General features: G+C 63.4%; 29 protein-coding genes. 16 read left to right on the top strand and 13 right to left on the bottom strand.

Annotation, left to right across the window (positions count from 1 at the left end; all coding sequences use genetic code 11):
- The first annotated feature begins 52 nt into the window (after positions 1 to 52).
- From HF955_RS12215 to HF955_RS12180, 8 genes are all read left to right on the top strand, one after another.
- Complete coding sequence (locus HF955_RS12215) at positions 53 to 724, top strand: thioredoxin domain-containing protein (protein ID WP_291075394.1); 672 nt, start codon at positions 53 to 55, stop codon at positions 722 to 724.
- Between the two features lie 18 nt (positions 725 to 742).
- Entirely contained in the window at positions 743 to 4,204 is a 3,462-nt protein-coding gene (gene smc / locus HF955_RS12210) for a chromosome segregation protein SMC (RefSeq protein ID WP_291075393.1), read from the top strand.
- Between the two features lie 149 nt (positions 4,205 to 4,353).
- Entirely contained in the window at positions 4,354 to 4,710 is a 357-nt protein-coding gene (locus HF955_RS12205) for an AtpZ/AtpI family protein (protein ID WP_291075392.1), read from the top strand.
- Positions 4,707 to 5,489 (top strand): F0F1 ATP synthase subunit A, encoded by a 783-nt coding sequence (locus HF955_RS12200; RefSeq protein ID WP_291075391.1) that lies wholly within the window; start codon positions 4,707 to 4,709, stop codon positions 5,487 to 5,489. The genes HF955_RS12205 and HF955_RS12200 overlap by 4 nt, the downstream gene beginning before the upstream one ends.
- A 118-nt stretch (positions 5,490 to 5,607) precedes the next feature.
- The gene (locus HF955_RS12195) at positions 5,608 to 5,844 is read left to right on the top strand and encodes a F0F1 ATP synthase subunit C (RefSeq protein ID WP_027838455.1); all 237 of its coding nucleotides are present in this window, start codon (positions 5,608 to 5,610) and stop codon (positions 5,842 to 5,844) included.
- Positions 5,845 to 5,927: 83 nt separating this feature from the next.
- Positions 5,928 to 6,467 carry an ATP synthase F0 subunit B gene (locus HF955_RS12190; protein ID WP_027838456.1) on the top strand — a complete coding sequence of 180 codons (540 nt, stop codon included), beginning with the start codon at positions 5,928 to 5,930 and terminating at the stop codon, positions 6,465 to 6,467.
- Between the two features lie 11 nt (positions 6,468 to 6,478).
- Positions 6,479 to 7,063 carry an ATP F0F1 synthase subunit B gene (locus HF955_RS12185; RefSeq protein WP_291075390.1) on the top strand — a complete coding sequence of 195 codons (585 nt, stop codon included), beginning with the start codon at positions 6,479 to 6,481 and terminating at the stop codon, positions 7,061 to 7,063.
- A gap of 126 nt (positions 7,064 to 7,189) precedes the next feature.
- Complete coding sequence (locus HF955_RS12180; protein WP_291075389.1) at positions 7,190 to 7,564, top strand: hypothetical protein; 375 nt, start codon at positions 7,190 to 7,192, stop codon at positions 7,562 to 7,564.
- Between the two features lie 159 nt (positions 7,565 to 7,723).
- Here HF955_RS12180 and HF955_RS12175 read toward each other — a convergent pair whose 3' ends face one another.
- The 7 genes from HF955_RS12175 to HF955_RS12145 all read right to left on the bottom strand — a co-directional run bounded on the left by HF955_RS12175 (position 7,724) and on the right by HF955_RS12145 (position 13,957).
- Positions 7,724 to 9,550 carry an ABC transporter ATP-binding protein gene (locus HF955_RS12175; RefSeq protein WP_291075388.1) on the bottom strand — a complete coding sequence of 609 codons (1,827 nt, stop codon included), beginning with the start codon at positions 9,548 to 9,550 and terminating at the stop codon, positions 7,724 to 7,726.
- The gene (locus HF955_RS12170) at positions 9,501 to 10,625 is read right to left on the bottom strand and encodes an inositol monophosphatase family protein (protein ID WP_291075387.1); all 1,125 of its coding nucleotides are present in this window, start codon (positions 10,623 to 10,625) and stop codon (positions 9,501 to 9,503) included. Before HF955_RS12170 ends, HF955_RS12175 begins: the two co-directional genes overlap by 50 nt.
- Positions 10,612 to 11,958: a TldD/PmbA family protein gene (locus tag HF955_RS12165; protein ID WP_027838461.1), complete on the bottom strand. Its 1,347-nt coding sequence runs from the start codon at positions 11,956 to 11,958 to the stop codon at positions 10,612 to 10,614. The genes HF955_RS12170 and HF955_RS12165 overlap by 14 nt, the downstream gene beginning before the upstream one ends.
- A 44-nt stretch (positions 11,959 to 12,002) precedes the next feature.
- Positions 12,003 to 12,389, bottom strand: a complete 387-nt coding sequence (locus tag HF955_RS12160; RefSeq protein WP_291075386.1) for an MAPEG family protein — start codon at positions 12,387 to 12,389, stop codon at positions 12,003 to 12,005.
- Positions 12,390 to 12,473: 84 nt separating this feature from the next.
- Positions 12,474 to 12,749, bottom strand: a complete 276-nt coding sequence (locus tag HF955_RS12155; RefSeq protein ID WP_027838463.1) for a hypothetical protein — start codon at positions 12,747 to 12,749, stop codon at positions 12,474 to 12,476.
- 120 nt (positions 12,750 to 12,869) lie between these two features.
- Positions 12,870 to 13,181, bottom strand: a complete 312-nt coding sequence (locus HF955_RS12150; RefSeq protein WP_291075385.1) for a hypothetical protein — start codon at positions 13,179 to 13,181, stop codon at positions 12,870 to 12,872.
- Between the two features lie 62 nt (positions 13,182 to 13,243).
- Entirely contained in the window at positions 13,244 to 13,957 is a 714-nt protein-coding gene (locus HF955_RS12145; protein ID WP_291075384.1) for a tyrosine-protein phosphatase, read from the bottom strand.
- 152 nt (positions 13,958 to 14,109) lie between these two features.
- On the opposite strand from HF955_RS12145, the gene HF955_RS12140 reads away from it, so the two are divergent.
- From HF955_RS12140 to HF955_RS12130, 3 genes are read left to right on the top strand one after another with little or no spacing between them, the layout of a single operon-like run.
- Positions 14,110 to 14,484, top strand: a complete 375-nt coding sequence (locus tag HF955_RS12140; protein ID WP_291075383.1) for a DUF6249 domain-containing protein — start codon at positions 14,110 to 14,112, stop codon at positions 14,482 to 14,484.
- Positions 14,468 to 15,043, top strand: coding sequence for an RNA polymerase sigma factor (locus tag HF955_RS12135; protein WP_291075382.1), 576 nt, complete (start codon positions 14,468 to 14,470; stop codon positions 15,041 to 15,043). Before HF955_RS12140 ends, HF955_RS12135 begins: the two co-directional genes overlap by 17 nt.
- 12 nt (positions 15,044 to 15,055) lie before the next feature.
- Positions 15,056 to 15,403 (top strand): hypothetical protein, encoded by a 348-nt coding sequence (locus tag HF955_RS12130; RefSeq protein ID WP_291075381.1) that lies wholly within the window; start codon positions 15,056 to 15,058, stop codon positions 15,401 to 15,403.
- Positions 15,404 to 15,415: 12 nt separating this feature from the next.
- Here HF955_RS12130 and HF955_RS12125 read toward each other — a convergent pair whose 3' ends face one another.
- Positions 15,416 to 15,997, bottom strand: coding sequence for a nucleoside triphosphate pyrophosphatase (locus tag HF955_RS12125; RefSeq protein WP_291075380.1), 582 nt, complete (start codon positions 15,995 to 15,997; stop codon positions 15,416 to 15,418).
- A gap of 5 nt (positions 15,998 to 16,002) precedes the next feature.
- Complete coding sequence (infA, locus tag HF955_RS12120; RefSeq protein WP_011646371.1) at positions 16,003 to 16,221, bottom strand: translation initiation factor IF-1; 219 nt, start codon at positions 16,219 to 16,221, stop codon at positions 16,003 to 16,005.
- Between the two features lie 235 nt (positions 16,222 to 16,456).
- Between infA and HF955_RS12115 the strand changes: the two genes are divergently transcribed.
- The 5 genes from HF955_RS12115 to HF955_RS12095 all read left to right on the top strand — a co-directional run bounded on the left by HF955_RS12115 (position 16,457) and on the right by HF955_RS12095 (position 22,598).
- Positions 16,457 to 16,777: a helix-turn-helix transcriptional regulator gene (locus HF955_RS12115; protein ID WP_291075379.1), complete on the top strand. Its 321-nt coding sequence runs from the start codon at positions 16,457 to 16,459 to the stop codon at positions 16,775 to 16,777.
- Between the two features lie 83 nt (positions 16,778 to 16,860).
- Positions 16,861 to 17,919, top strand: a complete 1,059-nt coding sequence (locus HF955_RS12110; protein ID WP_291075378.1) for an AraC family transcriptional regulator — start codon at positions 16,861 to 16,863, stop codon at positions 17,917 to 17,919.
- A 107-nt stretch (positions 17,920 to 18,026) separates the two neighbouring features.
- Positions 18,027 to 20,321 carry a TonB-dependent receptor gene (locus HF955_RS12105; protein ID WP_291075377.1) on the top strand — a complete coding sequence of 765 codons (2,295 nt, stop codon included), beginning with the start codon at positions 18,027 to 18,029 and terminating at the stop codon, positions 20,319 to 20,321.
- A gap of 106 nt (positions 20,322 to 20,427) precedes the next feature.
- Positions 20,428 to 21,723 (top strand): MFS transporter, encoded by a 1,296-nt coding sequence (locus HF955_RS12100; RefSeq protein ID WP_291075376.1) that lies wholly within the window; start codon positions 20,428 to 20,430, stop codon positions 21,721 to 21,723.
- Between the two features lie 8 nt (positions 21,724 to 21,731).
- Positions 21,732 to 22,598 (top strand): alpha/beta hydrolase, encoded by an 867-nt coding sequence (locus HF955_RS12095; RefSeq protein WP_291075375.1) that lies wholly within the window; start codon positions 21,732 to 21,734, stop codon positions 22,596 to 22,598.
- Here the strand turns inward: HF955_RS12095 and mmsB are convergent.
- Genes mmsB through HF955_RS12075 form a run of 4 tightly spaced genes read right to left on the bottom strand, consistent with a single transcriptional unit; the run spans position 22,590 to position 26,288 of the window.
- Positions 22,590 to 23,525, bottom strand: a complete 936-nt coding sequence (gene mmsB / locus HF955_RS12090) for a 3-hydroxyisobutyrate dehydrogenase (RefSeq protein ID WP_367279795.1) — start codon at positions 23,523 to 23,525, stop codon at positions 22,590 to 22,592. The two genes, HF955_RS12095 and mmsB, sit on opposite strands and share 9 nt — an antisense overlap.
- An 18-nt stretch (positions 23,526 to 23,543) precedes the next feature.
- A complete protein-coding gene (locus HF955_RS12085; RefSeq protein WP_291075373.1) occupies positions 23,544 to 24,317 on the bottom strand; it encodes an enoyl-CoA hydratase-related protein in 774 nt (257 codons plus the stop codon).
- A gap of 21 nt (positions 24,318 to 24,338) precedes the next feature.
- A complete protein-coding gene (locus HF955_RS12080) occupies positions 24,339 to 24,788 on the bottom strand; it encodes a hypothetical protein (protein WP_291075372.1) in 450 nt (149 codons plus the stop codon).
- A 3-nt stretch (positions 24,789 to 24,791) separates the two neighbouring features.
- Positions 24,792 to 26,288 carry a CoA-acylating methylmalonate-semialdehyde dehydrogenase gene (locus HF955_RS12075; RefSeq protein WP_291075371.1) on the bottom strand — a complete coding sequence of 499 codons (1,497 nt, stop codon included), beginning with the start codon at positions 26,286 to 26,288 and terminating at the stop codon, positions 24,792 to 24,794.
- Positions 26,289 to 26,359 lie beyond the last annotated feature (71 nt).

Raw genomic sequence — 26,359 nt, 5'->3', positions numbered from 1 at the left:
TTAACCAATTGGCAACCTAACCGACTCAATCCTTAACGCGAAGGTTATGACCATGAATTTCTTCTCACGACGCACCGCGCTTGCCGCAATCTCGGCCCTTGCCCTGGCAGCCTGCGGCGAGTCCGGAACCGACACCGCTGCGGCCAGCGATGTCACGGTGGCGGCCAGCAGCGAGCTGGGCCATGTGAAGGGAAATGCCGACGCGCCGGTCACGCTGATCGAATATGCCTCGCCCACCTGCCCGGCCTGCAAATACTGGCATGACGAGATCAGCCCGGTGGTCCAGTCCGACTATATCGACACCGGCAAGGTGAAGCTGATCTTCCGCGAATATCCGCTGCACGGACCGGACGTGCCGGCCTATCTGGTCGCCATGTGCGCCGGAGAAGACAAGTATTTCGACGTGCTCGACGAGCTGTTCGAATACCAGTCCGGCATCATCGAATCCGCCCAGAACGGCGTGCTCAAGGCCATGCTGCAGACCATCGGCCAGCGTCACGGCATCGAGACCGAGGAACAGTTCGATGCCTGCATGAACAATCGCGGCCTGCGCGAACAGATGGCCGACATCTACCAGACCGCCGAGGCCTATGGCGTCACCGGCACGCCGACCTTCGTGATCAATGGCGAGACTCAGCAATTCGCCAACATGAATTCTGCCGAAAAGGTCAAGGCCGCGCTGGACGCTGCCCTTGAAGCGGCGGGCGCAACTGCCGACGAGTAGGAGGATGGGGACGCCAGTATGCAGATAACCGAACTCCGTATCGCTGGCTTCAAGTCCTTCGTGGACCCTCAGGATGTGCCGATCCAGCCAGGGCTGACAGGGATTGTCGGCCCGAATGGCTGCGGCAAGTCCAACCTGCTCGAAGCCCTGCGCTGGGCCATGGGCGCCAGCTCCGCCCGGGCCATGCGCGGCGGCGAGATGGATGACCTGATCTTCTCCGGCGCCGATGGCCGCCCGGCGCGCGAGACGGCGGAAGTCACCCTGGTGCTGGACAATTCCAAACGCACCGCGCCGCCGGAATTCAACGCCTCCGACACGCTGGAAATCATCCGCCGCCTGAAGCGCGGCGCGGGCTCCACCTACAAGCTGAACGGGCGCACCGTGCGCGGCAAGGACATCCAGCTCCTGTTCGCGGATGCCTCCACCGGGGCGAACTCTCCGGCGCTGGTGCGTCAGGGCCAGATCTCCGAACTGATCGGCTCCAAGCCCCAGAACCGCCGCCGCATCCTCGAAGAGGCCGCCGGCATTGCCGGCCTGAACTCCCGCCGTCATGAGGCCGAACTGAAGCTGAACGGGGCCGAGACCAATCTGGAGCGCCTGTCGGAAGTTTCCGCCGAGGTCGAGCGCCAGCTCGCCAGCCTCAAGCGCCAGGCCGCCAAGGCCCGCCGCTACAAGCGCCTGTCGGAAGAGATCCACGCCCTCGACGCCCTGATCGCGCATCTGCGCTGGCATGAGGCCAAACTCGCCTGCGACACGGCCCGCACCCAGCTGGACGAGGCCCGTCGCGCCGTCGAGGAGAAAACCCGCGAGGACGCTGTCCGCGAGCGCGAACGCATCGAGGCCAGCGACGGCCTGAACCCGCTGCGCGAAGCCGAAAGCGTCGCCGCCGCCAAGCTGGGCCAGGCCCGCATCGCGCTGGCGCAGATGGAGACCGAACGCAAGGTGGCCGCCGACACGCACCAGCGGCTCGACGCGGAAGCCACCCGCCTGATGGAAGACATCGAGCGCGAGCAGGCCCAGAAACTGGAAGCCGAGGACGCGCTGGCGCACGCCAAATTCGAACTCTCCTCGCTGCCGGTCCTGGACGAGGCCCGCAATGAAGAGATCGAGGCCGAAACCCGCAAGGCGCTGGAAGATGCCCGCACGCGGCTGGCCGCCGCCGAAAAGGCCGCCGACGAGGCACAGGAGCGCCTGTCCCAGGTGCGTGCCCAGCGCCGGGCATCGGAAGAGAATGCTGCCGCCCAGCGCCGCCGCCAGGCCCAGCTGACCGCCGAGATCGACCGGCTCAGGGGCGAGATGTCCCGGATCGAGGATGTCGTGACGCTGGTGACCCGGCTGAAGGACGCCAAGACCGCCGAGGAACAGGCTGAAACCGCTCTGCACCAGGCTGAACAGGCCGTCGAGGCCGCTGAAGCGAACCTGGCCGAAACACGCAACGCTGAAACCGCTGCGCAGGCCCCGCGCGACGCTGCCCAGCAGGATGTCCGCGCGCTCGAGGCCGAGATTGCCGGCCTGCACAAACTGCTCCGCAAGGCGGAAGGCCCGAAGGCCCCGCCTGTGGTCGAACGCATCCGCACGCAGGACGGCTATGAGAAAGCCATTGCCGCGGCCCTCGGCGACGATATCGAGGCGCCGACGGACCGCTCTGCCGCCATGTTCTGGGGTGGCGCCGCGCTGGCGGCCCAGAGCCTGCCGGACGGGGCCCGCCCGCTGACCGATTTCACCGAGGCTCCCGGCGAACTGGCCGCTCGCCTTGCCCAGTGCGGCGTGGTTGCGCCGGCCGATGGCGAACGCCTGATGGCCGCCCTGAAACCCGGCCAGCGCCTGGTCTCCGTCGAGGGGCATCTCTGGCGCTGGGATGGCTATATCCGCACGCCGGACGCGCCCGTCAGCGCCGCCGCACGGCTCGAACAGCAGGCCCGCCTGGAAGCCGCCGAGGCCGAACTTGGCCCGCTCAGCCAGGCCTTCGAGGCCCGCGAGGCAGACCTGATCGCCGCCCGCGAGGCGCGTCAGGCCGCAGAGATCCGCCTGCGCGACCTGCGTCAGGCCATTGCCCCGGCCCAGCGGGCGCTGAGCGAGTCCCGCAACCGCGTGTCGCAGGAATCGCAGGCCTCCGAACGCGCCGCGATGAAACGGGACACGAGCGGCGAAGCGCTGACCCGCGCCGAAGCCGACCTGGCCATTGTCAACGAGACCCTCGCCATGATCGCGCCGGATGGCCCGGCCGAGGATGAGAGCGCGCTGGAGACCCGCCTGGCCGAAGCGCGCACCATGGTGGCCGAAGCCCGCACCGAAGAGATCGAGGCCCGTGGCCGCCTGACCGACATCACCCGTGGCCGCGAACAGGCTGCGGCCCGCCGCGACGGGCTGGAACGGGACATCAAGACCTGGACCGGCCGGATTGCCGCCACCGAGGAGCGCGTGGCGCGCCTGATCGAGCGCCGCAAGTCGGCGGCCGCCGAGGCCCTTGCCGCCCGGGCCCGCCCGGAAGAACTTGCCACCCAGATCGAAGCCCGCCGCAACGAGGTCGAAGCCCTCGAGGCCGAACGCCAGCGCGTTGCCGACCAGCTGGCCGAGAAGGAAGCCGCCATCCGCGCCGCCGAACAGGCCGCCCGGGCCGCCGCCAATGCTGCCGCCGAAGCGCGCGAAAACCTGGCCGGCTGGAAAGTGAAGCTCGAAAACGCCGAAGGCCGCCTCGAAGAATCGGTCGAGATCGCCCGCAACAATTTCCAGCGCACGCCGGAAGGCCTGCTCGCGATTGCCGAAGCCGGCCTCGAAGACGCGGAAATGGGGGAGTTCACGCCCCGCGACGCCGAACGCAAGGCCGACGAGTTGCGCCGCACCCGGGACCAGTTGGGCGGCGTGAACATGAATGCCGAGGAAGAAGCGGCAGAACTGGAAGAACGCCTCGGCGCCCAGGTCACCGAGAAGGAAGACCTCGTCGCCGCCATTGCCAAGCTGCGCCAGGGCGTGGATGCGCTGAATGCCGAAGGACGCGAGCGCCTGCTGGCTGCCTTCGAAACCGTGAACGAGCATTTCAAGGCGCTGTTCACGGCCCTGTTCCGCGGCGGACAGGCCGAACTGCGCCTGGTCGATGCGGATGATCCGTTGCAGGCGGGCCTCGAAATCATGGCCCAGCCCCCGGGCAAGAAGCTCGGCACGCTGAACCTGATGTCCGGCGGTGAGCAGGCCCTTACGGCAGCCGCGCTGATCTTCGCGGTCTTCCTGTCCCGCCCGGCGCCGATCTGTGTGCTGGACGAGGTGGATGCCCCGCTGGACGACGCCAATGTGGACCGCTTCTGCAACATGCTGAACGAGATGCGCCAGCGCACAGATACGCGCTTCGTCGTGATCACGCACAATCCGGTCACGATGAGCCGGATGGACCGCCTTTTCGGCGTCACGATGCGCGAAAAGGGCGTTTCCAAGCTGGTTTCGGTGGACCTGCAGGCGGCCGAAGAGCTCGTTGCGGCGGAGTAGCGCACACCTCCGCAATAGAAACCCAATAAAATCAGGCGTCTAGCTTTCTGCAATCGCGGTTGACTTGCCTGCGCCCAATACATAGTTTGCGCCGAAATCCGGGGGGCACCCCATCAGAAGGGATTCGCACGCGCGAAGCTTGTCACATCATGTCCAGTGAAGGCCCGAACGACCTCGGTGAACGCATCGCCCAGGCTCAGGCGGCCCGAGCGGCCAAAGAGGCAGCCAAACGCAAGCTCGAACCCGATGATGGAAGCCTTTCGGCCGGGGCCTACGCCCTGCGATATGGCGCGGAATTCGTCGCCTGTGTCTTTGTCGGCGGCCTGATCGGCTACTGGATTGACGCCTTCGCAGGAACAAAGCCCTGGGGCCTGCTGATTGTCGGGACACTCGGCTTTGCGGCAGGTATTCGAGCGATGATGCGCGCCTATCGGGAACTGAACGCCCGGGCGCAAGGACACTTACAGGAGCCGGAGGCTCCAACAGACGGGACCGGGAACGAATGAACTTCGCTCTGCAAAACACCGCGATTGATCCGATCCACCAGTTCCAGGTCAGCAAATGGCTGGACCTGAGCATTGGCGGCGTGGACATTTCCTTCACGAACGCTTCGGGCTTCATGCTGCTGGGTGTCGTGCTGTGCATCGCCTTCTTCGGTTATGCCGCCTCGAAAAAGGCGCTGGTGCCGGGCCGCGTCCAGTCCATGGCCGAGATCGGTTATGGTTTCGTGGCCGACATGGTCCGCTCGACAGCCGGTGAGGAAGGCTTGCGCTTCTTCCCCTTTGTCTTCACGCTCTTCTTCTTCGTGTTCTTTGCGAACATGATCGGCATGGTGCCCTACGCCTTCACCACGACCAGCCATCTGGTCGTCACCGGCGCCTTGGCCCTGCTCGTCATTTCCATCGTCATCGGCTTCGGCATCTGGAAAAACGGCCTCAGCTTCTTCAAGCTGTTCGCCCCGTCCGGCGCCCCCTTCCTGATCTATCTCATCCTCGTGCCGATCGAGGTCATTTCCTTCCTGGCCCGTCCGGTCACGCTGGCGCTGCGTCTGTTCGCCAACATGCTGGCCGGCCACATCATGCTGAAACTGTTTGCAACCTTTGCAGCCCAGCTGATCGGCGCGGCCCTGTCCGGCGCGGTCTTCATGGGTGTTGTCGGCCTTCTGGCCTTCGGCATGGGCGTCGCGCTGAACGCCCTGGAATTGCTGGTTGCCGGCCTGCAGGCCTATGTGTTCGCAATCCTGACCTGTGTTTACCTGAACGACGCGCTTCACCCGTCACACTAAGGACCCCATTCGCCAGTGCGTGCTGCGGCACGGACTAAAAAACTTGACGCAGCCTAACGAACACGCTTCACGGGCCGCAAAATACTGAAACCCTTGCATTCCAAACAGGAGATTACCCATGGAAGGCGATATCGCTCTCGGTCTGAAATATGTAGGCGCTGGCCTCGCAACCCTCGGCATGATCGGTGCCGCAATCGGTGTGGGCAACATCTTCAGCTCGTTCCTCGACGCTGCCATGCGCAACCCGTCCGCTGCTCCGCAGCAGACCGGCAACCTCTTCATCGGTATGGCCCTCGCAGAAGCCCTCGGCATTCTGTCCTTCCTGGTGGCCGTCCTGATCCTGTTCGTGGTCTAAGACCCGACACTACCCCAAGACCGGGCCGGGGGTTTTCATGCCGCCGGCCCGTTCCTGCCTGATGTTGCACCTGAGGTACTGACATGCTGCTCGCGCTGCTCGCGGAAACCGCCCATCACCTGCCGGATGACGCGCCGCCGCCTTTCCCGCCTTTCGAGGCATGGCACATGCCGGGCCAGCTGTTCTGGCTCGCGATCCTGTTCGGGACGCTGTACTTCTCCCTGTCGCGCTTCATCCTGCCGAAAATGTCGGACACGATCGAAAAGCGGTCTGACCGCATCGCATCGGATCTCGACCAGGCAGCCAAGCTGAACGAGCAGGCCACCGAGGCCCAGCAGGCGCTGGAATTGCGCATTGCCCAGGCCAAGGCGAAAGCCCGTGAAACGGCGGCCAAGGCCAGCGCGAAGGTCGAAGCAGAGATGACGGCCGAAACGGCCCGCGTCGATGCCGAGATCGAAAAGAAGCTGGACGCAGCCGAGGAGCGGATTTCCGCCCTGCGCGCCACGGCCATGCAGAATGTCGAACAGATTGCGGTCGATACGGCCGAAGCCATGACCGCCCGGTTTGGCCTCAAGCCGTCTGCGGCAGCCCTGAAGAAAGCCGTTTCGGCGGCCCTCAACTAAGAGACATGCAGATGACCCTTCGTCTTGCCCCTGCCCTCACCTTCGCTGCGCTGACCGCATCGCCTGCCATGGCGGCGTCCGACTCGCATGGCGGCGGCTTCATCGGCGGCCTGATGTACTCGCTGACCGATCCGGTCACGCACACCGCCTTCCTGGCGCTTGCCGTCTTCCTGCTGATCGCCTGGCGCATGGGCGCCTTCAAGGCCATCACCAGCGGCCTCGACAAGCGCGCTGACGACATCCGCAACGAACTGGACGAAGCCCAGAACCTTCGCGAGCAGGCGGCTGAAGCCCTCGCTCTGGCTGAGCGCCGCCAGCAGGATGCCGACAAGGAAGCCGAAGCGATGATCGCCCAGGCCAAGGAAGACGCCAAACGCATCATGGAAGAGGCCCGCAAGGATATTGCCGAACGCCTCGCCCGCCGCGAAGCACAGGCCGAAGCCCGCATCGCGCGCGCCGAAGCCGAGGCAACCGATGAGGTCCGCCGTGCCGCTGCCGACGCCGCCACTGCCGCCGCCAAGCGGCTGCTGGCAGAAGACACCGCTGTCGACCAGTTCGAAGCCGCGGCCCGCGAAATCGAGAAGTCGCTGAGCTGATCTGCGGGACATCTTCCGGCCTTTCCCCGGCCCTGAACACCGAAAACCCCTGATCTGCCTCGCAGGTCAGGGGTTTTTCCTTGGCCGCTATCCGGCAGGGCCCTGACGTGTGGCAGGCTGTCACGCATGGACACGCTGTTTGCCCCTGTTGCCCTGGCGCACCGGGATCTGGAGCCCTACCGGTTCTGGATCTGGCTGCAGGTCGTGGCACTGCGCCTCTATGTGCGCGCAGTCCGGGGCAAGGGCGTCATCTTCAGCGTCCTCATTGACCGGCATGGCAATGTCGAACTGAACTGGATCGAGAAGCCGCCCGAAGCCCTGACGCCAGACCCGCTCAGCTTCACCCCCTCCAAAGCCTACCAGGCCGCCCTCACCGGCCCCGAGCCCCCACATCCCGGCGAAAGCCGGGACCTCCTGCAAATTGCCGCGCTGCCTCAGCACTGCAGCGCGAGCGCCCCGCACATCATCACGCGGCGCCCGCTGCCCCCGCCGGACACCTGACCGCGCAGTTCACTGTTGAAAACTCAGCCCCCACCCCAAGCGCCCTCACAGGCGTCGCATGTGCTGGAAGGGCCGGGATTTACCCCGTGCTCCGCGTCGCACCCCCTCTCCCTCTGGGAGCGGGGGGACCCATTGCGTCAGCAATGGGAGGTGAGGGTCTCAGCTCAGCTGAAGCTCGACGAGGCGCTTGTAGGCGCCGCTGGAGGCCATCAGCGCGTCATGCGTGCCTTCTTCCACCGCGCGGCCGTCTTCCATCACGATGATGCGGTCTGCGGCCCGGACGGTGGACAGGCGGTGTGCGATGATGAGCGTGGTGCGCCCGCGCGAGAACTCTGCCAGCGCCGCCTGCACCTTGGCCTCGCTCTCCGCGTCCAGCGCGGAGGTCGCTTCGTCCAGCAGGAGGATCGGCGCGCCACGCAGGATCGCCCTGGCCAGGGCCACGCGCTGGCGCTGGCCGCCGGACAGATTGCGGCCCATCTCGCCGGCCGGCGACTGATAGCCTTCCGGCATGGCGGTGATGAAGTCATGCGCATTGGCCGCCTTGGCCGCTGCCTCGATCTCGGCATTGGTCGCGCCCAGCCGGCCGAGGGCGATATTGTTGTGGATCGTGTCATCAAACAGGGCCGAATCCTGCGCCACCAGGCCGATATTCGCCCGCAGCGTGTCCCCGATCACCCGGCGCACATCATGCCCGTCAATACGCACACTGCCGGTCTCGGCATCATAGAGGCGCATCAGCAGATTGAAGACGGTCGACTTGCCCGCGCCCGACGGGCCGACAATCGCCACGGTCTCGCCCGGCGCGGCCTTGAAGGACAGGCCACTGAGCGCGCGCGTGCCGTCCGGATAGGCAAAGGTGACGGAATCGAATTCCACCTGCCCGCTGACCCGGCCCAGCCGCTCGGCATCCGGCGCGTCGGCGATATGCGTCGTCGCATCGACAATCTCGAACACACGGTCGGCGGCGGCCCCGCCTTCCTGCGCCACGGCGTTCAGCGTGCCCAGCGCGCGCAGCTCCGGCGAGACGATTCCCAGCGCCGCGATGAAGCCGAGCAGATCCCCCAGCGTCATCGCGCCCTGCGACATGCGCCAGGCGGCAAAGCCGAGAATGCCCGCCAGCGCCGCGCCGCCGGCAACCTCCAGGATCGGGTCCACGGCGGCCCGGTCGGTCAGCACTTTCAGGAACAGTTTCGACCGTTCGACAAAGCCCTGCCGGGCGCGGGATTTCTGATACGGCTCCAGGCCATAGGCCTTCACCACACGGGCCGACTGAAAGCCTTCCGACAGAAGCGAGGTCACCTGCCCGACCTGTTTCTGGGCCTGCTTTGAGCGTTTGCGGATCCGGTTGCCCAGCCCGATGACCGGCCCGAAAGCGACGGGATAGGCGACAAGCAGCAACAGGGTCAGCTGCCAGTCGATCATGATCATCACGCAGAACATGCCGATCACGGTGATCGTGCTCTTGGTGAAATTGTTGGCAAAGCGCAGCGCCGCATCGCGGATCGCGTTCACATCATTGATGAAGCGCGAGACGAAATCGCCCGAGGCATCCGCCGCCACGCGGGCATAGTCGCCATCGGTGAGGGAGTCGAACTGGCTGGACTGGACCGAGACAAGGCCGCGCTGGACGCCGGTATTGTTGAACACCGTCATCAGGTAGAGCGTCAGCGCCCGCGCACAGGACAGGGCAATGATGGCCCCGCCGACCCACCAGATCCAGTCATGTCCGGAAACCGGCGCAACGGCCTCGTCCCCGAAGGTCGCCTGCAGCCGGTCGCCCAGTTCTTTCAGCACGAGCGAATAGCCCATGGCGCTGAGCGAGGTCAGCAGGGCCATGAGCGTGCCGACCGCGAACCAGCCGAGGTGCGGTCGGAAATAGGCTGCAAACAGGCGCCTCAGGCTCCCCTTTCGCCCGGGGGCCTCAGCTGTCACCACCTCAGACGTGATGGTGGTCTCCCGTTTCCGGGTCCAGCAGCTTGTGGGCATGCAGGATGAAATAGCGCGTCTCGGCACTGTCCACCGTGCGCTGCGCGGCATTCTTCCACGCGTCATAGGCGGCCTTGTAGTTCGGGAAGGCGCCGACGAAATCGACCTTGGACAGGTCTTCGAATTCCACCTCGGTCACATCCTTCAGCTCGCCGCCGAACACGATGTGAAGAAGCTGTTTGGTCTGAACGTTCGTATCGCCCATTTTGGCTGGCTCCGTAGTCTCTGCAGGCGCCGGATCGGGCGCCCTTTCCTGTGGGTCAGGTATAGTCACAAATTCTGACCTGCGCACTAACAGAGGATGCAGGGCGTTTCCAGAAGCAATGACGCTTCTTTGTGCAGGTACTGCCCGGTTGAATATGAGTTTTTCGCCGCGATGTGTCGTGGCAACACCACCGGCTTCCTCGATCAGGACCGTGCCTGCGGCGAGGTCCCAGTCGGACTTCTCGCCCAGCACCAGCGTCGCGTCCCATTTCCCCGAGGCAACAAACGCCATGCGCAGCAGGGTGGAGTTCGGCTTCGGCTGCGCCAGCGTCAGGGGCGGCCACGGTTCCGGCCAGCCGGGATGCTCCAGCATCTGCTCGGCCGCGATCAGGCGGCAGCCCGTCTCGCTCCGGCACTCGCTGACCCGGATGGCCGTTCCGTTCAGAAACGCCCCCTGCCCGCGATGTGCCTCATAGAATTCGTCCAGCTCCGGCGCATACAGCACGCCGCCCACCGCCGCGCCTTCCTCGACGATGGCCAGCCCGATGCACCAATGCGGGTCGCCGCGGATATAGGCGCGCGTGCCGTCGATCGGATCGACCACCCAGCAGCGGTCCCTGCGGCGAGCCTCGGGATTGTCCAGCGTTTCTTCCGACAGCCAGCCATAGTCCGGCCGGAACCGCGTCAGGCGCTCGGCACACAGCCGGTTCACGGCCATGTCGGCCTCGGTCACGGGGCTGCCGCCCGTCTTGTGCCAGGTCTCGGCGGACTGGCCGCCCAGCTTGAAGGACAGGGCCAGCTTGCCCGCTTCCTGCGCAAGCGCGCGCAGGAGGTTCATGTCTTCAGACAGGGTGCGGTCAGCTGCCCGCAAGGCTCATATCCTCGATCAGGATGCTGGGTGCATCCCGCGTGCCCCGGAATTCGAGGTCAGAGGCCGGGATCAACCGTGCGAACATGGAGGGCAGATCGCCGGCAATGGTCACTTCCGACACCGGATAGGCAATCTCGCCATCCTCGAACCAGAAACCGGACACGCCAACGGAATAGTCGCCCGTATTGGGATTGATCGACGGGCCGAACATGTCGGTCACCAAAAGCCCCTTGCCTGCATCCCGCACCAGTTCGGCCGGGGTTTTCGCGCCAGCCTTCAGATAGAGGTTCGACGTGGTGACGCCCGGCGGGTCTCCGAAACCCAGCGCCGAGAAACCGTTCGGCTCGAGCCCCAGCTGGCGGGCCGAGGACGAGTTCAGCAACCAGCTGGTCAGCCGGCCATCCTCGATCAGATGCGTTTCACGCACCGGCAGGCCCTCGCCATCATGGCTGCGCGACCCCATGCCCATCGGGCGGAACGGATCATCGATGATGTGAATGCCGTCCGCGAACACCTGCTCGCCCATCCGGTCCTTCAGGAAACTCACGCCCCGCGCCACCGACGGACCGGAAATCGCGCTCAGAAAGGCGCCGAGCAGGCCGGAGGAGACGCGGCGGTCATACAGGACAGCCGCCTTCTGGGTCTTCAGCTTGCGGGCCCCGAGACGGGACACGGTCCGCTCCCCGGCGGTGATGCCGATCTCGGCCGCGCTTGGCCGGTCTTTCGTGAAGCGGACAGACCAGCTGTCATAGTCGCGCTCCATATGGCCATCCTTTTCGGCCACGGCGGCCAGGCCGAGGCTGGTGGATGTGCCGGTCTTGAAGGCGGAAAAGCCATTGCTGGCCGCAACCCATCGCGTGGAGCGGTTCCAGGATGCCCCGCATCCGGCCACCGTCTTGATGCCGGGAATGCCGAGCGCGGCGGCCTCGGCGGCCAGCGCCTCCGATTCCAGGGTCTCGGCCGGGATTTCCGGCTCGCCCGTCAGGTCCATGTCGAGATCGCCCGTGGCCAGCGCGCTGGCATCCGGCAGGCCGCAATACTTGTCTTCCGGCACCGCCTTGGCCATCGCCACACAGCGTTCGGCCAGCGCCTTCAGCCCGTCCGGAGACAGGTCCGCGCCGGAGACATGGGCCTGGCGCTTGCCATACAGGCAGCGCAGCGCCACCGAGCGGCCCTCCTCGCGTTCAATGCTTTCCAGCGCGCCGTCGCGAACGGCCACGCTGACGCCTTCACTGACGCCGATCCGGGCGTCTGCAGCATCGGCCCCTGCCTTGCGGCAATGGTCCAGCAATCCGGCGAGCAAATCGGCCGGCGGTGTCGTAAAATCAGCCATTCCGGCTAGATGGCCTCTGCGCTCGCCGGGCGCAACAATTCAGTTCAGGCAAAGGCGTGGAACAGGATCGCCCCGGCCACCAGGATCATGGAAATCCAGCTCAGCAGGATCCCGCCCGCGCGCAGCGGCAGGATGTTGCCGCTCATGCCGACCATGTGCATCACCCGGCCCAGCGTGAACGCGCCGCCCCCGACATGAATGGCCCAGCCCGGCAGGCCCATGAGCGCCAGCACGACCAGCCCGACCAGCATGGCCGGAATGTACTCGGCCGCATTGCCATGGACCCGGGTGCGCACTTCCAGCTGCTCATTGCCGCCGGTCCCGATCGATATCCGCGCGCTCTGGCGTACGGACACAACCCGAAACGCCAGATAGATCAGCAACAGCATGTTCACGGCCACATAGACGCCGGCCACTTCAAGAGATGTCATGATGAACTCCTCCCCCTCTCAGAAAAAAGGGCCGCCGAACGATTCGGCAGCCCCCGGAAACCTGTCTTTCCCCCGTCAGACCGCTCAGTCGTCGCGGCGCGCGTCCGGCAGGCGGTCATTGATGTCGTCGCGAATGTCCAGCAGCGTCACGATCAGGCCGCAGACAAGGCTGGCCGCGATCCAGCCGCCCACCGTAAAGACGACGAAGTCGGCCACCTGGGCCATGGTTCCGCTGAGATTGGCAAGTTCGCCCGTGAACTCACCCCGATTGTACAGGCCCAGCGCGATGCCGGCCACAATGATCGCGATATAGGCCACGTAGACCATCGTGCGGAAGCTGTTGATGATAAAGAACTTCATGGGATCCCCTTCCTAAACTCAAAGCCATTTCTATGCGGATTGCCGCCGTCCGTCACCCGATTACACGTGAGAAACGAAATTCGCGTGACCGGGCAAAGTCTGTTTTGCGACAGCGCCGGGTCATTGGTCGACCTGTTCTGTCAGATCGCACGACACCATTGCCGTCAGTGCCGAAGCGAACTCCAGCTTCTCCCCCATGCTGAGCGATTCCACGAAATCCTCGACATCGCGCTGCTCGCGCCCGACGGCGGCGGCGGTGCGCTGGAACAGGCGCGGACTGAGGGAGTCTTCCATCGCCTGCGTGATGCAGGCACAGGTCTGCGGGCCTTCGCCCTCGGCGATACAGGCCTCCGTCAGCACGTCACGGTCGGATTTCTGGCCACAGGCAGACAGCAGCGCCATCGACAGGCCGGACAGGATCAGGACGCGCATTCTGGCAGCTCCGGTATCTTCTGGCGGCCAGCCAAGCATGAAATTAACCAACAGGGAAGCGCCTATTCCCGTTGCAGGATCTTGTCGACCTGGATGCCTTTTCCGAAATCGCGCAGGAAATCTTCCTTCACCTGCAGCCGGTCATAATCCTCGTCCACCCAGTCCAGGAAGGGTTTCCAATCCGACGGGGCGCGGCCTGAATTATAGTCGGCATAGGCCTGGAAAAAGGCGTCCAGCATACCGGTCTTGCCATGTTTCACATGCAGGTATTTCAACGACAATTGCTCGATGGCCTCTTCATAAGGCACCTTCTCGCGCAGCAATTTGTAGAGGACAGACATCAGCCCTGCGCGGTCCGCACCGGATTTGCAGTGCATCAGCGCCGGATACTCAATCGTGTCGAACAATTCCTTGGCGGCAAACAGCGCCTCTTTCGTCGGCGTGTCGCGGGAAAACACCTGGAAGTCCACCAGCGTGATTCCGGCCTTCTCGCAGGCTTCCTTTTCCAGAAGGTAATAGCCCTTGGTGCTGGTGCCGCGCAGGTTGAGGATCGTGCGGATGCCGAGCGTTTCGGCATATTCGACCACTTTCTTCGGGGATGGCTGATTGGCACGCCACATTTCCGGGGAAATCTGATGCAGGTTCGAGAACATCTTGCGCAGGAACCCGTGATCGCCCCAGACCAGCTCACGGCGCGCACGGGAACGGCCCTGCGGGGTCGACAGGTCCGGCGCGACATGTAGCTTGCGGTTCTTCTTCGATCTCAGCTTTACCATGGCTCCGCGCTTAGCCGCCGGGCCTGCCCGGGGCAAGCAGAGGCGGCAGAAAGAAAAATGCCATCCCCCTGCATCCAAACGCGCTTCTTCCCGCATCTACCCATCAAAGGCGCAGAAAACCGCCGCCTCATCTAGCTTGAAGGAGCCCTCTCATGAGTGAAGACATCATCGTCCCGATCGCGTTTTTCGGATCCATTGCCGGCATCGTCTGGCTGGTCAGCCACTATAATTTCAAGAAACGCCTGACCCTGCATGAAACTGTGCGCCACGCCGTCGACAAGGGTCAGGACCTGACCGGTGAAGCGATGGAGAAGCTCGCCCTGATCACGGACCCGATTCGCGCAGACCTGCGCCGCGGCGTGCTGTTCCTGGCCGTAGGGGTCGCCTTCGGCTTTCTTGGCCTCATGGTCGGCATGGAAGAAGGCGAAGCGGTGAAACCGATGATCGGTGTCGCCTCCTTCCCTGTGTTCATCGGTCTGGCCTATCTTGGCCTGTGGGCAGCGGGTCGCCGTGAGCAGAAGGGCTGAGCTGAGACTGGTTGCCGAGGGAGGGCGCGACATGCGCAGCGATCCGGACCTGGCCGCACGTGCTGCACGAGGTCATGAGGCAGACTTTGCCGAACTCGTGCGGCGCCATCAGGCCCGCGTGCGCGGCATGGCCCGCCGCCTGACCGGCTCGGCCAGTGACGGAGACGACATTGCCCAGGCCACCTTCCTGAAGGCCTGGCAAAAGATCGGCTCCTATGCCGGCGGCACCTTCTCGGCCTGGATCTGCACGATCTGCTGGCGGGAATACCTGCAAGCCCGCCGCAAGCAGAAGATCGAGATCGAGTTCGATGAAACGGCCGAGATCATCCCGTTTGAACGCAGCCAGTCGGATGATGTAGGCGACCAGATGGATCTGAGCCGCGCGCTGGACAAGCTGTCAGAGGCCCAGCGGGTCTGCGTCGTGCTCTGTGTGGCGTCCGGCCTGTCCCACCGCGAAGCGGCCGAGGCAACCGGCTGGCCGCTTGGCACAATCAAATCCCATGTGACGCGGGGCGTGGCGGCGCTTCGCAAACACCTTGAAAGCAGCCATGTGGCGTGATGGAGTGAAATGATGCGAGACCAGGAGACATATACTGACCTGACCGATCTCTTCGCAGCGGAAGACCGCAAGATGGATCCCGCACCCTTTGTGAAGGACGTGATGACCGGCATCCGCCGAAAAAGCCTGTTCCGCCGCCTCTTGCTCGGCGCGGTCGGCGTGGCGGGCGCAGGCCTGGCCGCCGTGCAGTTGCCGGGCCTGTTGTCCAACTGGACCGGGCTTGACCAGTTGGTCACCCGCACCGTCTCGGATGCACGCCAGGACGCCAGCCTCGTGACAAGTGCGGACCCGATCTGGCTGATGGTGGGCGGCGTCGTCGCGCTCAGCCTGCTGGCCATCACCAGTTGGGAACGGGCCTGACCGGCGCAGGCGTCAGGACGCCCGCCAGCCCAGGCCTTCAAGCAGGGATTTGGTCTCATACAGCGGCAGGCCGACAATGGTGGTGTAGCTGCCGCTGATATGAGTGATGAAGGCCCCGGCCATGCCCTGGATGCCATAGCCGCCCGCCTTGCCGCGCCATTCCCCGCTGGCAATGTAGGCGGCGATTTCCTGATCGGTCAGGCGTTTCATCTTCACACGCGCCATCACGGTGCGGCTGTTCACCCGGCCATCGGGCGCCTTTACGGCGATGCCGGTGATGCACTGATGGGCCCGGCCAGAGAGAAGCCGCAGGAAGGCCTCGGCCTCTTCGGCATCGGCCGCCTTTTCCAGATTGCGCTGGCCCAGCGCCACCACCGTGTCGGCGGCCAGCACAAAGCCTGCTTCCGGACACGCCGCCGCCTTCTCCCGCGCCAGCCGTTCGGCCAGCGCACGGGGCGACTCGTCCCGGTGACGGGTTTCGTCGATGTCGGTGGGGCAGATCGCGTCCGGCACTATCCCGATCTGGGCGAGCAGGTCTCGCCGCCGGGGACTCGCACTGGCGAGGATCAGGGGGACAGGCCCTGAGGACGCCATATCTGTTACTTGAAGCGGTACGTGATACGACCCTTGGTCAGGTCATAGGGGGTCATCTCGACCATCACCTTGTCTCCGGTCAGCACGCGGATGCGGTTCTTGCGCATCTTGCCAGCCGTATGGGCAATGATCTCGTGGTCGTTCTCGAGTTTGACGCGGAACGTCGCGTTCGGCAGCAGTTCGACAACTGTGCCTTCGAATTCGATCAGTTCTTCCTTCGACATGCGGTCTCCAAATCAGGGCGGTCCGTTGCGCCGCCGAAACGCATATAGGGGGCGCATAAAGCCTTGCACAGATTCCGGCAAGATTTGAAGTTCAGCGAAACCCCTGAATCTCCGGCAGTTCTTGCCGATTCAGGCTGACGAGATACAGGTGAAACCCTGTTTCGTAACCTTTTAATGCTTATATACGCAGATACGCCGTCGCCCGGCGCCCATGAAGCAAAACGAGTAAACAGACATGACTGCCCAGCCCAAGCCCCGCACCAAGGATGCCTTCGACCTGATGTCGGCGCGCATTCACGAGGCCTCGGAAGTGCTGAAAGCCATGTCCAGCGAGACCCGGCTGAAGATCATGTGTGCCCTCAGCGATGGGGAATATCCTGTGCATCAGCTGGCCGAGATGACCGGCCAGTCCCATTCGGCCGTGTCCCAGCATTTGGCCAAGCTGCGCGCCGCCGGTCTGGTGGAAAGCCGCCGGGACGCGCAGACGATCTTTTATCGCTGCGCCGGCGGAATCGGCCGGGAGCTGGTCGACACATTGTGCGGCTATTACCGCTAGACCTGTTGCCGTCAGGCCATATCCGAAAACATCCTTGGAAATCAGGATACGTTTTCAATACTGATGTCTGCTATAAGGTCGGCATGTCGCACTCTCCGGACCGGGCCAGTTTTGAACTCCAGCAGATCGAACCGATCCTGTCATGGGCCGGCACATCCGGCGTGGATGTCGACGGGCTGCTGCACCGGCTCGGCATAGATCCGGCTCGCCGCAGCGATGCGCCGGACACGGAAATCGACCTCGTCGACTATTATCGCATCCAGCGGGAAATTGCCCGCTCCTTCGACGATCTCACCGCCCAGCTCTCCGAGCGCAAGCTGCTCTACCAGACCGGCACTTTCGTCGTTACGCAGATCCAGGCGGCCGCCACACTTCAGGATGCCATCCGCAGCCTGGCCTCGCATTTCAACATGATGCATGGCGGGCGCTACAATTATGTCCGCCAGACCGACAGTTCGCTGGCCCTGGTCGTGGACGATTCCACCTTCCCCTACCGGTTTCGCGACGACCGCGCCCTGACGCATTTTGTCGGCGACGCCTTGCTGATCAAGACCCACGCCCTGCTCGACAGCCTGACAGGCGGGGCGGCCGGGCGGGCCCTGAAGCGGGTCAGCCTGTTGCGTCAGCGGCATGATTCCGGCACGGGACAACTCCGGTTCTGGCGGGTGCCCATCGGCTATGGCCATGCCGCCTATGAGCTCATCTATGACATCGACATCGCCTGCGAGACGATCGCTGCGGCCCCGGATGTGGACCTCACCGCCGACGGCATCTTTGCTCGGGTCATCCGCCACCTGGATTCGGTCATCCCCTCCCCGGACGCCCGCCCCTATGCCGTGCGCACGGCGGACCTGATTTCGGACGGGCTGGAAACCCAGCAGGCCGTCGCAGACCGGATGGGGATAAGTGTCGCCACGCTGCGCCGCCGCCTGAGCGAGGAAGGTACAAGCTTCCGCGACATCCTGCAGGAGAGCCGCGCGGAACGCGCCGGCCTGATGCTGGCCCAGGGCACCAGCGTGTCCCAGGTTTCGGAATCCCTGGGCTATTCCGACGTCCGGGCCTTCAATCGGGCGTTCAAGAAAATGCGCGGCGTCTCGCCCGCGGCCTATGCAAAATCCTCTCTCGAAACCGCACAAGCCTGACCGAATTGAGCGAAAATGTTCACTCCGGCTGAGCCGACATGTCATCGCCGTCATGTGCGGTTTCTGGAAAACTCCCGTCAAATACAGAGAATCCTCGGGAGGAAAAATTGGGATACCAGAAAATCAATACGCTGAGATTCGGTCTTGTGTCGGCGCTTGCGCTGACCGCAGGCCAGTATGCCGTGCACGCACAGGAAGCGGCTGATGACGAGGAAGAAGCCCGGACGCTCGGTCGCGTCACCGTCACGGCGCAGCGCCGCGAGGAAGACCTGATCGATGTGCCGCTTTCCGTCTCGGCCTTCTCAGGCGAGCAACTGGAAGCCACCGGCGCGGTCGACATCACCTCCATCCAGCGCTCGACGCCGAATGCGACGATCGAAGTTGCCCGCGGTTCCAATTCCACCCTGATCGCCTTCATCCGCGGCGTCGGCCAGCAGGACCCACTCTGGGGCTTCGAGCCCGGTGTCGGCCTGTATGTCGACGATGTCTATATCGCCCGTCCACAAGGCGCGATCCTCGACATCTTCGATATCGACCGGATCGAAGTCCTGCGCGGACCGCAAGGCACGCTCTATGGCCGCAACACGATTGGCGGCGCCATCAAATACGTCACCGCCAAGATGGATGACGAGCCGGATCTGAAAGCCAAGGTCAATTTCGGGTCCTACGGCCAGTTCGACACGATCGTGTCCGGCTCGGTGCCGCTGAGCGACACGTTCAAGGTTGGCGGTGCCATCGCCAGCTATCAGCGTGACGGCTATGGCGAGAACCTGTTCACCGGGGCCGACCATTACGACAAGGACGTCCTGGCCTATCGCGCGAGCGCCGAATGGTCGCCGACGGACTCGCTCTTCTTCCGCTTCTCCTATGACAAGTCGGAAGACGATTCCAATGCCAAGCACGGCCATCGCCTGATCCCGAGCGGTGACGGAACCTTGCCGGTGACGGACAATGTCTACGACACGCGCGCCGGCCTCGGCGACAACAATTCCGTCGAGACCGAAGGCTACTCCCTGACCGGCGAATGGGACGTCAACAACGACATCACGCTGAAATCGATCACCGCCTATCGCGAAGGTGCCACGGTCACGCCGATCGATTTCGACGCCCTGCCCAATCCGGACTTTGATGTCCCCGCCTATTACAATGATGACCAGTTCAGCCAGGAATTCCAGCTGCTCTACAATGGGGATCGCCTGTCGGGTGTGGCCGGCATCTACTATCTGGACGGCAGCGCAGACGGCGCATTCGACCTGTTGCTCAGCGCGCTGGGCCTGACGGTCTACCAGGCCGGCAAGCAGGACAAGGAAAACTTCTCCGTCTATGGCGACTTCACCTATGACGTCACCGATCAGTGGAGCGTGTCCCTCGGCGGCCGCTTCACCAAGGACGAGACAACTGCAGACGTGACACGGGAATTGTGGCTGGGACTGGGCTCTGGCTCATTCGATCCAACCAATACGACGTCCATCTTCTTCACGACACAGACCGGCTATGTCGGCCTGAACCGCGAGGATGAGGAATTCACGCCGCGCGTATCGGTGTCCTACAAGCCGACCGACGACCTGAACCTCTACGCAACCTATGCGCAGGGCTTCAAGGCAGGCGGCTTCGATCCGCGCGCCCGGGCAGACCTCGATCCGCTTGGACTGTCCGAGGAAGGCTTCGGACCGGAAAAGGTCGACAGCTACGAAATCGGCGTGAAAGGCAGCTTCTTCGAAGACCATCTTCTACTGAACACCGCTGTCTTCTTCGCCGAATACACAGACCAGCAGATCACCGTGCAGAGCGGGGCAGACTCTGACAATGACGGCGTCAATGACACCTTCGTCTCCTCGGTCTTCAATGCCGGTTCATCGGAATATACCGGCCTCGAACTTGAAGGCACCTGGTTCATCAATGACGAATTCACCCTGATGGGCAATCTCGGCTACATTGATGCCGAAATTCAGGAAATCCTCTCGGCCGGCACCAACATCGCCGACCAGTTCGTAACGCAGAACACGCCAGAGTGGCAGGGTCAGGTGTCCCTCAACTATACGCGGGACTTCGGTCCGGAATTCGGTGAGATTTCGATCACCGGCTCTGCCTCATACCGGGACGAATACTATCTGTTCAACATTCCGAACGAAGGCTTTGCGCCGGGGACGAATGTCCTGTTCCCGAATGGCGGACCCGCGCTGGACCCGGACTCCTACACGCTGCTGGATTTGAGCCTTGTGTGGACCTCCCCGTCCGAACACCTGCGCTTCGGTATCCACGGCCGCAATCTGACGGACGAGGAATATCGCGTCGCAGCCTATAATTTCGTCACGCCGAGCCAGCTTGGTTTCGACAGTGCGTATTCGGCCTTCTACGGCCCGCCGCGCACGCTCACGGCCTCAATCTCGGTTGACTTCTGATCAATCGAGCGGGCCGGCGACCTGTTCCTCCGTGGATCGCCGGCCCGTCCCTCCCGAGGACATTGCAAACTGTTGCGTGCGTTTCGCCGCGCCCTGAAGGATGCTCATGACACAGACTGCGGCCGCCCCCTCCCAGACCTCTCGCAATGCATCACGCGCCTATGTGCTGGCACTGCTGACGCTGGTCTATACCTTCAACCATATCGACCGGCAGGTCCTCGTCATCCTGCTGGAGCCGATCAAGGCAGACCTCGGACTGGACGACGCCCAACTTGGTCTGTTGACCGGTCTTGCATTCGCGGCCTTCTACGCAACACTCGGCATTCCCATGGCCATGTGGGCAGATCGCGGCAATCGCAGGACGATCATCTCCCTGTCGCTTGCGGTCTGGTCCGGCATGACGGCGATTTCCGGCCTGGCACAGAATTTCTGGCACCTGCTGATCGCCCGCATGGGGGTTGGCGTTGGCGAGGCCGGGGGCACGCCGCCGGCCACGTCGATCATTTCCGACCTCTACGCCCCGCATGAGCGCGCCACGGCGCTTGGCATCTACACGACCGGAATTGGCTTCGGCATTCTCGGCGGGTTCATGCTGGGCGGACTGGTGTACGAAGCGCTGGGCTGGCGGGCGGCATTTTTCGTGGCAGGCATTCCCGGCCTCCTTCTGGCTCTTCTGGTGCGGTTTACCCTGAAGGAACCGAAGCGCGGTGCCATCGAGCAACGGGTGGATGATGGTGAGGCCCCCTCGATTGGCGAAACGCTGAAATTCATCTCGGGGCAGACTTCCTTCCTGCTCCTGCTCGCCGGATGCTGCCTGATCTGCATTTCCGCCAACGCCTTCCTCGTCTTCACCTCCAGCCACCTGCAGCGCACCTTCGATGTCGGGCCCGGCGATGTTTCCATTCCGCTCGGCCTGTTGATCGGCGGCGTGGGCGGTATTGGCGCGGTAGTGGTCGGCAGGATCTGCGACCGGCTTTCATCGCGGAATCTGGCCTGGCGTCCCTGGACCATCGCCGCATGTGGCGCGCTGGCCCTGCCTTTCGCCTGGCTGTTCCTGCAGGCGGACAGCATCCTGCTGGCCTATGCCTGGAATATCGTTCCGAGTTTCGTCGGCCTGATCTATGCCAGCGTTGCGTACACTGCGTCGCAGGAACTGGTCGGACTGCGCATGCGCTCCTTTGCGTCGGCCTTCATGCTGCTTTGCCTGACCCTGATCGGCATCGGCGGCGGGCCGACCTTTGCGGGCTGGCTGAGCGTGCAATTCTCTGATGCCGGTTCGGCCACGCCGCTAAAATCAGCGCTGGAAATCATCCTGCTGCTGAACGCCGCCAGCATCCTGTTCCTCGTCCTGTCGGGACGCTATTACAGCCGCGACGCCGAACGCGCCGCCAAACTGGTCTAGGCGGCAAAATGGAAAAGCGCGATGTCTTCTACACCGCCCATGACGGGCTGACGCTCTACGCCGCCGACTATGGCCCGAAAGACAGTGACACGGTTATTCTGTGCATGCACGGGCTGACCCGGAACCACAAGGATTTCGAGCCGATGATGGAAGGGCTCCACCTTGAAGCGCGCTTCATTTCCGTGGATGTGCGGGGGCGCGGGAAATCGGACCGCGACCCGGGCGGCGCCACATACCAGCCTCCGCTCTACGCGCAGGACATGGCTGCGCTCATGGCCCACCTGAAACTGGACAAGGTGATCCTGATCGGTACGTCCATGGGCGGACTGATGGCGATGCTGATGGCCAAGGCCTTTCCCGAAAAGATACGCGGCATCGTGATGAATGATGTCGGGCCGGAAGTGAATCCGGCTGGCCTGAAACGCATCGCCGGCTATGCCGGGGGCAACGAAATTTTCGACAGCTGGGGGGACGCCGCGGCGGCGATCGGACAGACACAGGCAAGTGTCTATCCGGAATATGGGGAGGAGGACTGGATGGCCTTTGCACGGCGCACCTGCGTCGAGCGGGCCGATGGAAAGATCGTGTTCGATTATGATCCCGTCATTGTGCAGGGCATGGGCAGCACAACACCCGGATGGCGTGTGAATTTCGCGATGTGGCGCGTATTCGCCGCGATGAAATCCATACCGCTCCTGATCATCCGGGGCGAGACGTCAGACATCCTGACCGACAAGACCGCACGGCGCATGCAACGCCGGCACAAGGGCAGCGCATTGCTCACCGTCCCGGGACGGGGCCACACGCCTTTCCTGGACGAACCGCAATCGCTGGACGCGATCCGTGATTTCATCCGGTCGCTTGGCTCAGCCTAGCTCCTGCTTCAGGTCTTTCATGACGCCGGAGAAATCGAGCCCGCCATGACCCCGGGCATCGAGGTCGGCATAGATCTTCTCTGCCATCTCGCCCAGCGTGACCTGCGCGCCGGCGGTCTTTGCGGCGCCGGCGGCCAGGTGCAGATCCTTCAGCATCATCGCCACCGCGAACCCGGGCTGGTAGTCCCTGTTTGACGGAGCGGTCGGAACCGGGCCCGGCGCGGGGCAATAGCTCGTCATGCTCCAGCACTGGCCGGAGGCGGTGGAGGAAATATCATAAAAAGTCTGCGCGTCGAGACCCAGCTTTTCCGCCAGATTGAATGCCTCGCACGTGCCGATCATGGAAATGCCGAGCAGCATGTTGTTGGCGATCTTGGCAACCTGCCCGTTCCCGCTGGCGCCGGCATGAAAGATGTTCTTGCCCATCGCATCCAGGATCGGCTTTGCCTTCGCAAAGGCCTCATTCGGCCCGCCGACCATGAAGGTCAATGTGCCGGCATCTGCCGCCGCTGTCCCACCTGAGACGGGCGCATCCGCCATCAGAAAACCTGCCGTCTCGGCCTTTGACGCGGCTTCGCGCGCGTCTTCCACCGCAATGGTAGAGCAGTCGAGGAACAGCGCGCCGGGCGCGGCATGCGCAGCGACGCCATCCTCTCCGAAATAGACCGACAGGACATGCTTGCCCGCTGGCAACATCGACACGATCACGTCGGCATCACTGACAGCCTCTGCAATCGTCGCCGCGGCTTGTGCGCCATTGGATTCAGCGACCTTCACAGCGTCCGCATTCAGGTCAAAAGCCCGAACATCGTGCCCCGCCTTGCAGAGATTGGCGCACATACCCGAGCCCATATTGCCCAGGCCAATGAATGCGATCTTCGTCATGTTGTACTCCCTTGTCCCCGTGCTCTTGCGGCACGGTGTGATGTGCGCTCCGGTGCGGGCCTATTTGTCCTTGAACTCAGCCGCGCGCTTTTCGACGAAGGCGCTCATGCCTTCCTTCTGGTCGGCGGTGCCGAACAGGCCCTGGAACAGGCGCCGCTCGAATTTCACGCCTTCCGCGGTGGAGACCTCCAGAGCGCGCCCAACCATCTCCTTGGCCGCCATGATGGACGGAATGGAGAAGCCTGCGATTTCCTTCGCAGCCCCCATCGCCGTGTCCATCAACGCGTCATGCTCGACGACGCGGGAAACAAGCCCGATCCGGTCGGCCTCTGCGGCGTCGATCATGCGGCCGGTCAGGACCATGTCCATGGCCTTTGCCTTGCCGACGGCTTTGGTCAGGCGGATCGAGCCGCCCATGCCCGGCGTCACGCCCAGCTTGATTTCCGGCTGGCCAAACTTGGCCTTGTCGGACGCGATGATCATGTCGCACATCATGGCGAGCTCACAGCCGCCGCCGAGGGCAAAGCCGTTCACCGCCGCGATCACCGGCTTGCGGCAGGCCGCGAACCGGTCCCACAGGCCGAAGAAATCGTCGACATACATGTCGGAAAAGCTCTGCGGCTGCATCTCCTTGATGTCGGCCCCGGCGGCGAAGGCCCGGCCCTCGCCGGTCAGCACGCTGACGGCAATGTCCTTGTTGCGGTCGATCTCTGAAAAGACATGCGCAACCTCGCCCATGACTTTCTGATTCAGTGCATTCAGGCTGTCCGGCCGGTTGATCGTGACCAGCGCAATGCGGTCGGAATGTTCGAAAGTGATGGTGTTGTAGGTCATATCAGATTGTCCAGATAGAATTCATTTCCGGGTTTCGCGACTCTTTCGCCAGCTCTTAAAGCGCTTCTCCAACACTTTGCTGACTTCATCAAAGGTGCTCCATGAATCAGGGAGATGATAGATACTTGCGATGCTTCGTGGCGCCAGATTCTCAAGGTCAGTGAAGTACTTGTGGCGATAGCCTATTGACTCATGATCGTAGTAGTCGCGAGCGAAGGCATTACCTTCGTCATTCAGATCATCCTCAATGAACTTCCCATCGCACAATTCGAGAAACAGCGTACCGGGCCCGGCAGTTCGTAATGCGGCACGGTGCTTGATATCAGGGGTATCTTCCAGAATTCCGGCTCCGGCCATTCCGTTCAGCCAGCACCAAACCACAAACATTCCGATGTGAGTTGCCGCAGCCTCCGGTGGTAGGTCTTTCGGAAAGTCTCCACCATAGTGCCAGGCGGCATCGTCGTATTTCATATCCTACCCCATCGTTGGAATGATAAAGGCCTGATCGCCGATGTCGCCTTCCGGCCAGCGCTGAGTGATCGTCTTGATTTTCGTCCAGAACCGCACGCCTTCCGGGCCATGCTGGTTCGTATCGCCGAAGGCCGAGCGCTTCCAGCCGCCGAAGGTGTGATAGGAGACCGGCACCGGGATCGGCACGTTGACGCCGACCATGCCGACATTCACCTGCGCCGCAAACTCACGCGCCGCGCGGCCATTTGAGGTAAAGATCGCAACGCCGTTTCCGTATTGGTGATTGCTCGGCAGGGCGACCGCCTCTTCAAGACTTTCCGCACGCACAACCTGCAGCACCGGTCCGAAGATCTCTTCCTTGTAGGACTGCATCGTCGGCTTCACATTGTCGAACAGGTTCGGCCCGATGAAATAGCCATTCTCGTTGCCCTGCAGCTTCAGGCCACGGCCGTCCAGGACGAGATCGGCACCTTCGTCGACGCCCATCTGGATGTAGCTCTCCACTTTCGCCTTGTGCGCCGCAGAGACCACCGGGCCGTAATGCGCATCCGGGTCAGTCGAGACGCCGACCTTCAGGCTGCGCGCTGCATCCATCATGCGCTCGACAAATTCGTCGCCTGTCTTCTTGCCGACCGTCACGGCCACCGGCAGCGCCATGCAGCGCTCGCCCGCCGAGCCATAGGCCGCGCCGACGATATCTTTGACCGCCTGCTCCATGTTCGCATCCGGCAGGATGATGCCATGGTTCTTCGCCCCGCCCATGGCCTGAACGCGCTTCCCGTGCGCCGTGCCGGTGGCATAGACATATTGTGCGATATCGGACGACCCGACAAAGCTGACCGCCTTGATCTCCGGATGGGTGAGAATGGCGTCGACAGCCACCTTGTCGCCATTGACCACATTCAGAACGCCCTCGGGCGCGCCGGCCTCAAGGAACAGCTCCCCGAGGCGCATCGGCACGGACGGGTCCTTTTCGGACGGTTTCAGGATGAAGGTATTGCCGCAGGCAATCGCCACAGCGGCCATCCAGCAGGGGATCATGGCTGGGAAGTTGAACGGTGTGATGCCAGCGACGACACCGAGCGGCTGGCGCATGGAATAGACATCAATGCCGGGGCCTGCGCCCTCTGTATATTCGCCCTTCTGAAGATGCGGGATGCCGCAGGCGAACTCGACCACATCGATGCCGCGCTGCACGTCGCCGCGCGAGTCGGCGACGACCTTGCCATGCTCTGACGAAAGCAGCTCGGCCAGCTCGTCCATGTTCGCTTCCAGCAGACGCTTGAATTCGAACATGACCCGCGCACGGCGCTGGGGGTTGGTCGCGGCCCAGGCCGGGAACGCCTCTGACGCGTTTGCCACAGCGGCGGCGAGCTCGGCTTCGGTGGCGAGGGCAACGCGCGCCTGCACCTCGCCCGTATTCGGATTGTAGATGTCGCCAAACCGGCCGGATGTGCCCGTGACGGTTTTGCCGCCAATGAAGTGATGCACTTCGCGCATGTGGAACTCCCTTTGATTTTGACGCGACCCTATCTTGCGTATAATTCCCGGTAAATGGACAATATCGCAGC

Origin of the sequence: Hyphomonas sp. (genome assembly GCF_017792385.1) — a bacterium.
In the GTDB taxonomy this organism is placed as follows: Bacteria; Pseudomonadota; Alphaproteobacteria; order Caulobacterales; family Hyphomonadaceae; genus Hyphomonas.
This window is presented reverse-complemented; position numbering and strand designations above follow the sequence as displayed.

Bases quoted from the DNA above. Each gene is read 5' to 3' on its own strand.
- HF955_RS12215 (WP_291075394.1), top strand. From the start codon at position 53: ATGAATTTCTTCTCACGACGCACCGCGCTTGCCGCAATCTCGGCCCTT.
- smc (WP_291075393.1), top strand. From the start codon at position 743: ATGCAGATAACCGAACTCCGTATCGCTGGCTTCAAGTCCTTCGTGGAC.
- HF955_RS12205 (WP_291075392.1), top strand. From the start codon at position 4,354: ATGTCCAGTGAAGGCCCGAACGACCTCGGTGAACGCATCGCCCAGGCT.
- HF955_RS12200 (WP_291075391.1), top strand. From the start codon at position 4,707: ATGAACTTCGCTCTGCAAAACACCGCGATTGATCCGATCCACCAGTTC.
- HF955_RS12195 (WP_027838455.1), top strand. From the start codon at position 5,608: ATGGAAGGCGATATCGCTCTCGGTCTGAAATATGTAGGCGCTGGCCTC.
- HF955_RS12190 (WP_027838456.1), top strand. From the start codon at position 5,928: ATGCTGCTCGCGCTGCTCGCGGAAACCGCCCATCACCTGCCGGATGAC.
- HF955_RS12185 (WP_291075390.1), top strand. From the start codon at position 6,479: ATGACCCTTCGTCTTGCCCCTGCCCTCACCTTCGCTGCGCTGACCGCA.
- HF955_RS12180 (WP_291075389.1), top strand. From the start codon at position 7,190: ATGGACACGCTGTTTGCCCCTGTTGCCCTGGCGCACCGGGATCTGGAG.
- HF955_RS12175 (WP_291075388.1), bottom strand. From the start codon at position 9,550: ATGCCCACAAGCTGCTGGACCCGGAAACGGGAGACCACCATCACGTCT.
- HF955_RS12165 (WP_027838461.1), bottom strand. From the start codon at position 11,958: ATGGCTGATTTTACGACACCGCCGGCCGATTTGCTCGCCGGATTGCTG.
- HF955_RS12160 (WP_291075386.1), bottom strand. From the start codon at position 12,389: ATGACATCTCTTGAAGTGGCCGGCGTCTATGTGGCCGTGAACATGCTG.
- HF955_RS12155 (WP_027838463.1), bottom strand. From the start codon at position 12,749: ATGAAGTTCTTTATCATCAACAGCTTCCGCACGATGGTCTACGTGGCC.
- HF955_RS12150 (WP_291075385.1), bottom strand. From the start codon at position 13,181: ATGCGCGTCCTGATCCTGTCCGGCCTGTCGATGGCGCTGCTGTCTGCC.
- HF955_RS12145 (WP_291075384.1), bottom strand. From the start codon at position 13,957: ATGGTAAAGCTGAGATCGAAGAAGAACCGCAAGCTACATGTCGCGCCG.
- HF955_RS12140 (WP_291075383.1), top strand. From the start codon at position 14,110: ATGAGTGAAGACATCATCGTCCCGATCGCGTTTTTCGGATCCATTGCC.
- HF955_RS12130 (WP_291075381.1), top strand. From the start codon at position 15,056: ATGCGAGACCAGGAGACATATACTGACCTGACCGATCTCTTCGCAGCG.
- HF955_RS12125 (WP_291075380.1), bottom strand. From the start codon at position 15,997: ATGGCGTCCTCAGGGCCTGTCCCCCTGATCCTCGCCAGTGCGAGTCCC.
- infA (WP_011646371.1), bottom strand. From the start codon at position 16,221: ATGTCGAAGGAAGAACTGATCGAATTCGAAGGCACAGTTGTCGAACTG.
- HF955_RS12115 (WP_291075379.1), top strand. From the start codon at position 16,457: ATGACTGCCCAGCCCAAGCCCCGCACCAAGGATGCCTTCGACCTGATG.
- HF955_RS12110 (WP_291075378.1), top strand. From the start codon at position 16,861: ATGTCGCACTCTCCGGACCGGGCCAGTTTTGAACTCCAGCAGATCGAA.
- HF955_RS12100 (WP_291075376.1), top strand. From the start codon at position 20,428: ATGACACAGACTGCGGCCGCCCCCTCCCAGACCTCTCGCAATGCATCA.
- HF955_RS12095 (WP_291075375.1), top strand. From the start codon at position 21,732: ATGGAAAAGCGCGATGTCTTCTACACCGCCCATGACGGGCTGACGCTC.
- HF955_RS12085 (WP_291075373.1), bottom strand. From the start codon at position 24,317: ATGACCTACAACACCATCACTTTCGAACATTCCGACCGCATTGCGCTG.
- HF955_RS12080 (WP_291075372.1), bottom strand. From the start codon at position 24,788: ATGAAATACGACGATGCCGCCTGGCACTATGGTGGAGACTTTCCGAAA.
- HF955_RS12075 (WP_291075371.1), bottom strand. From the start codon at position 26,288: ATGCGCGAAGTGCATCACTTCATTGGCGGCAAAACCGTCACGGGCACA.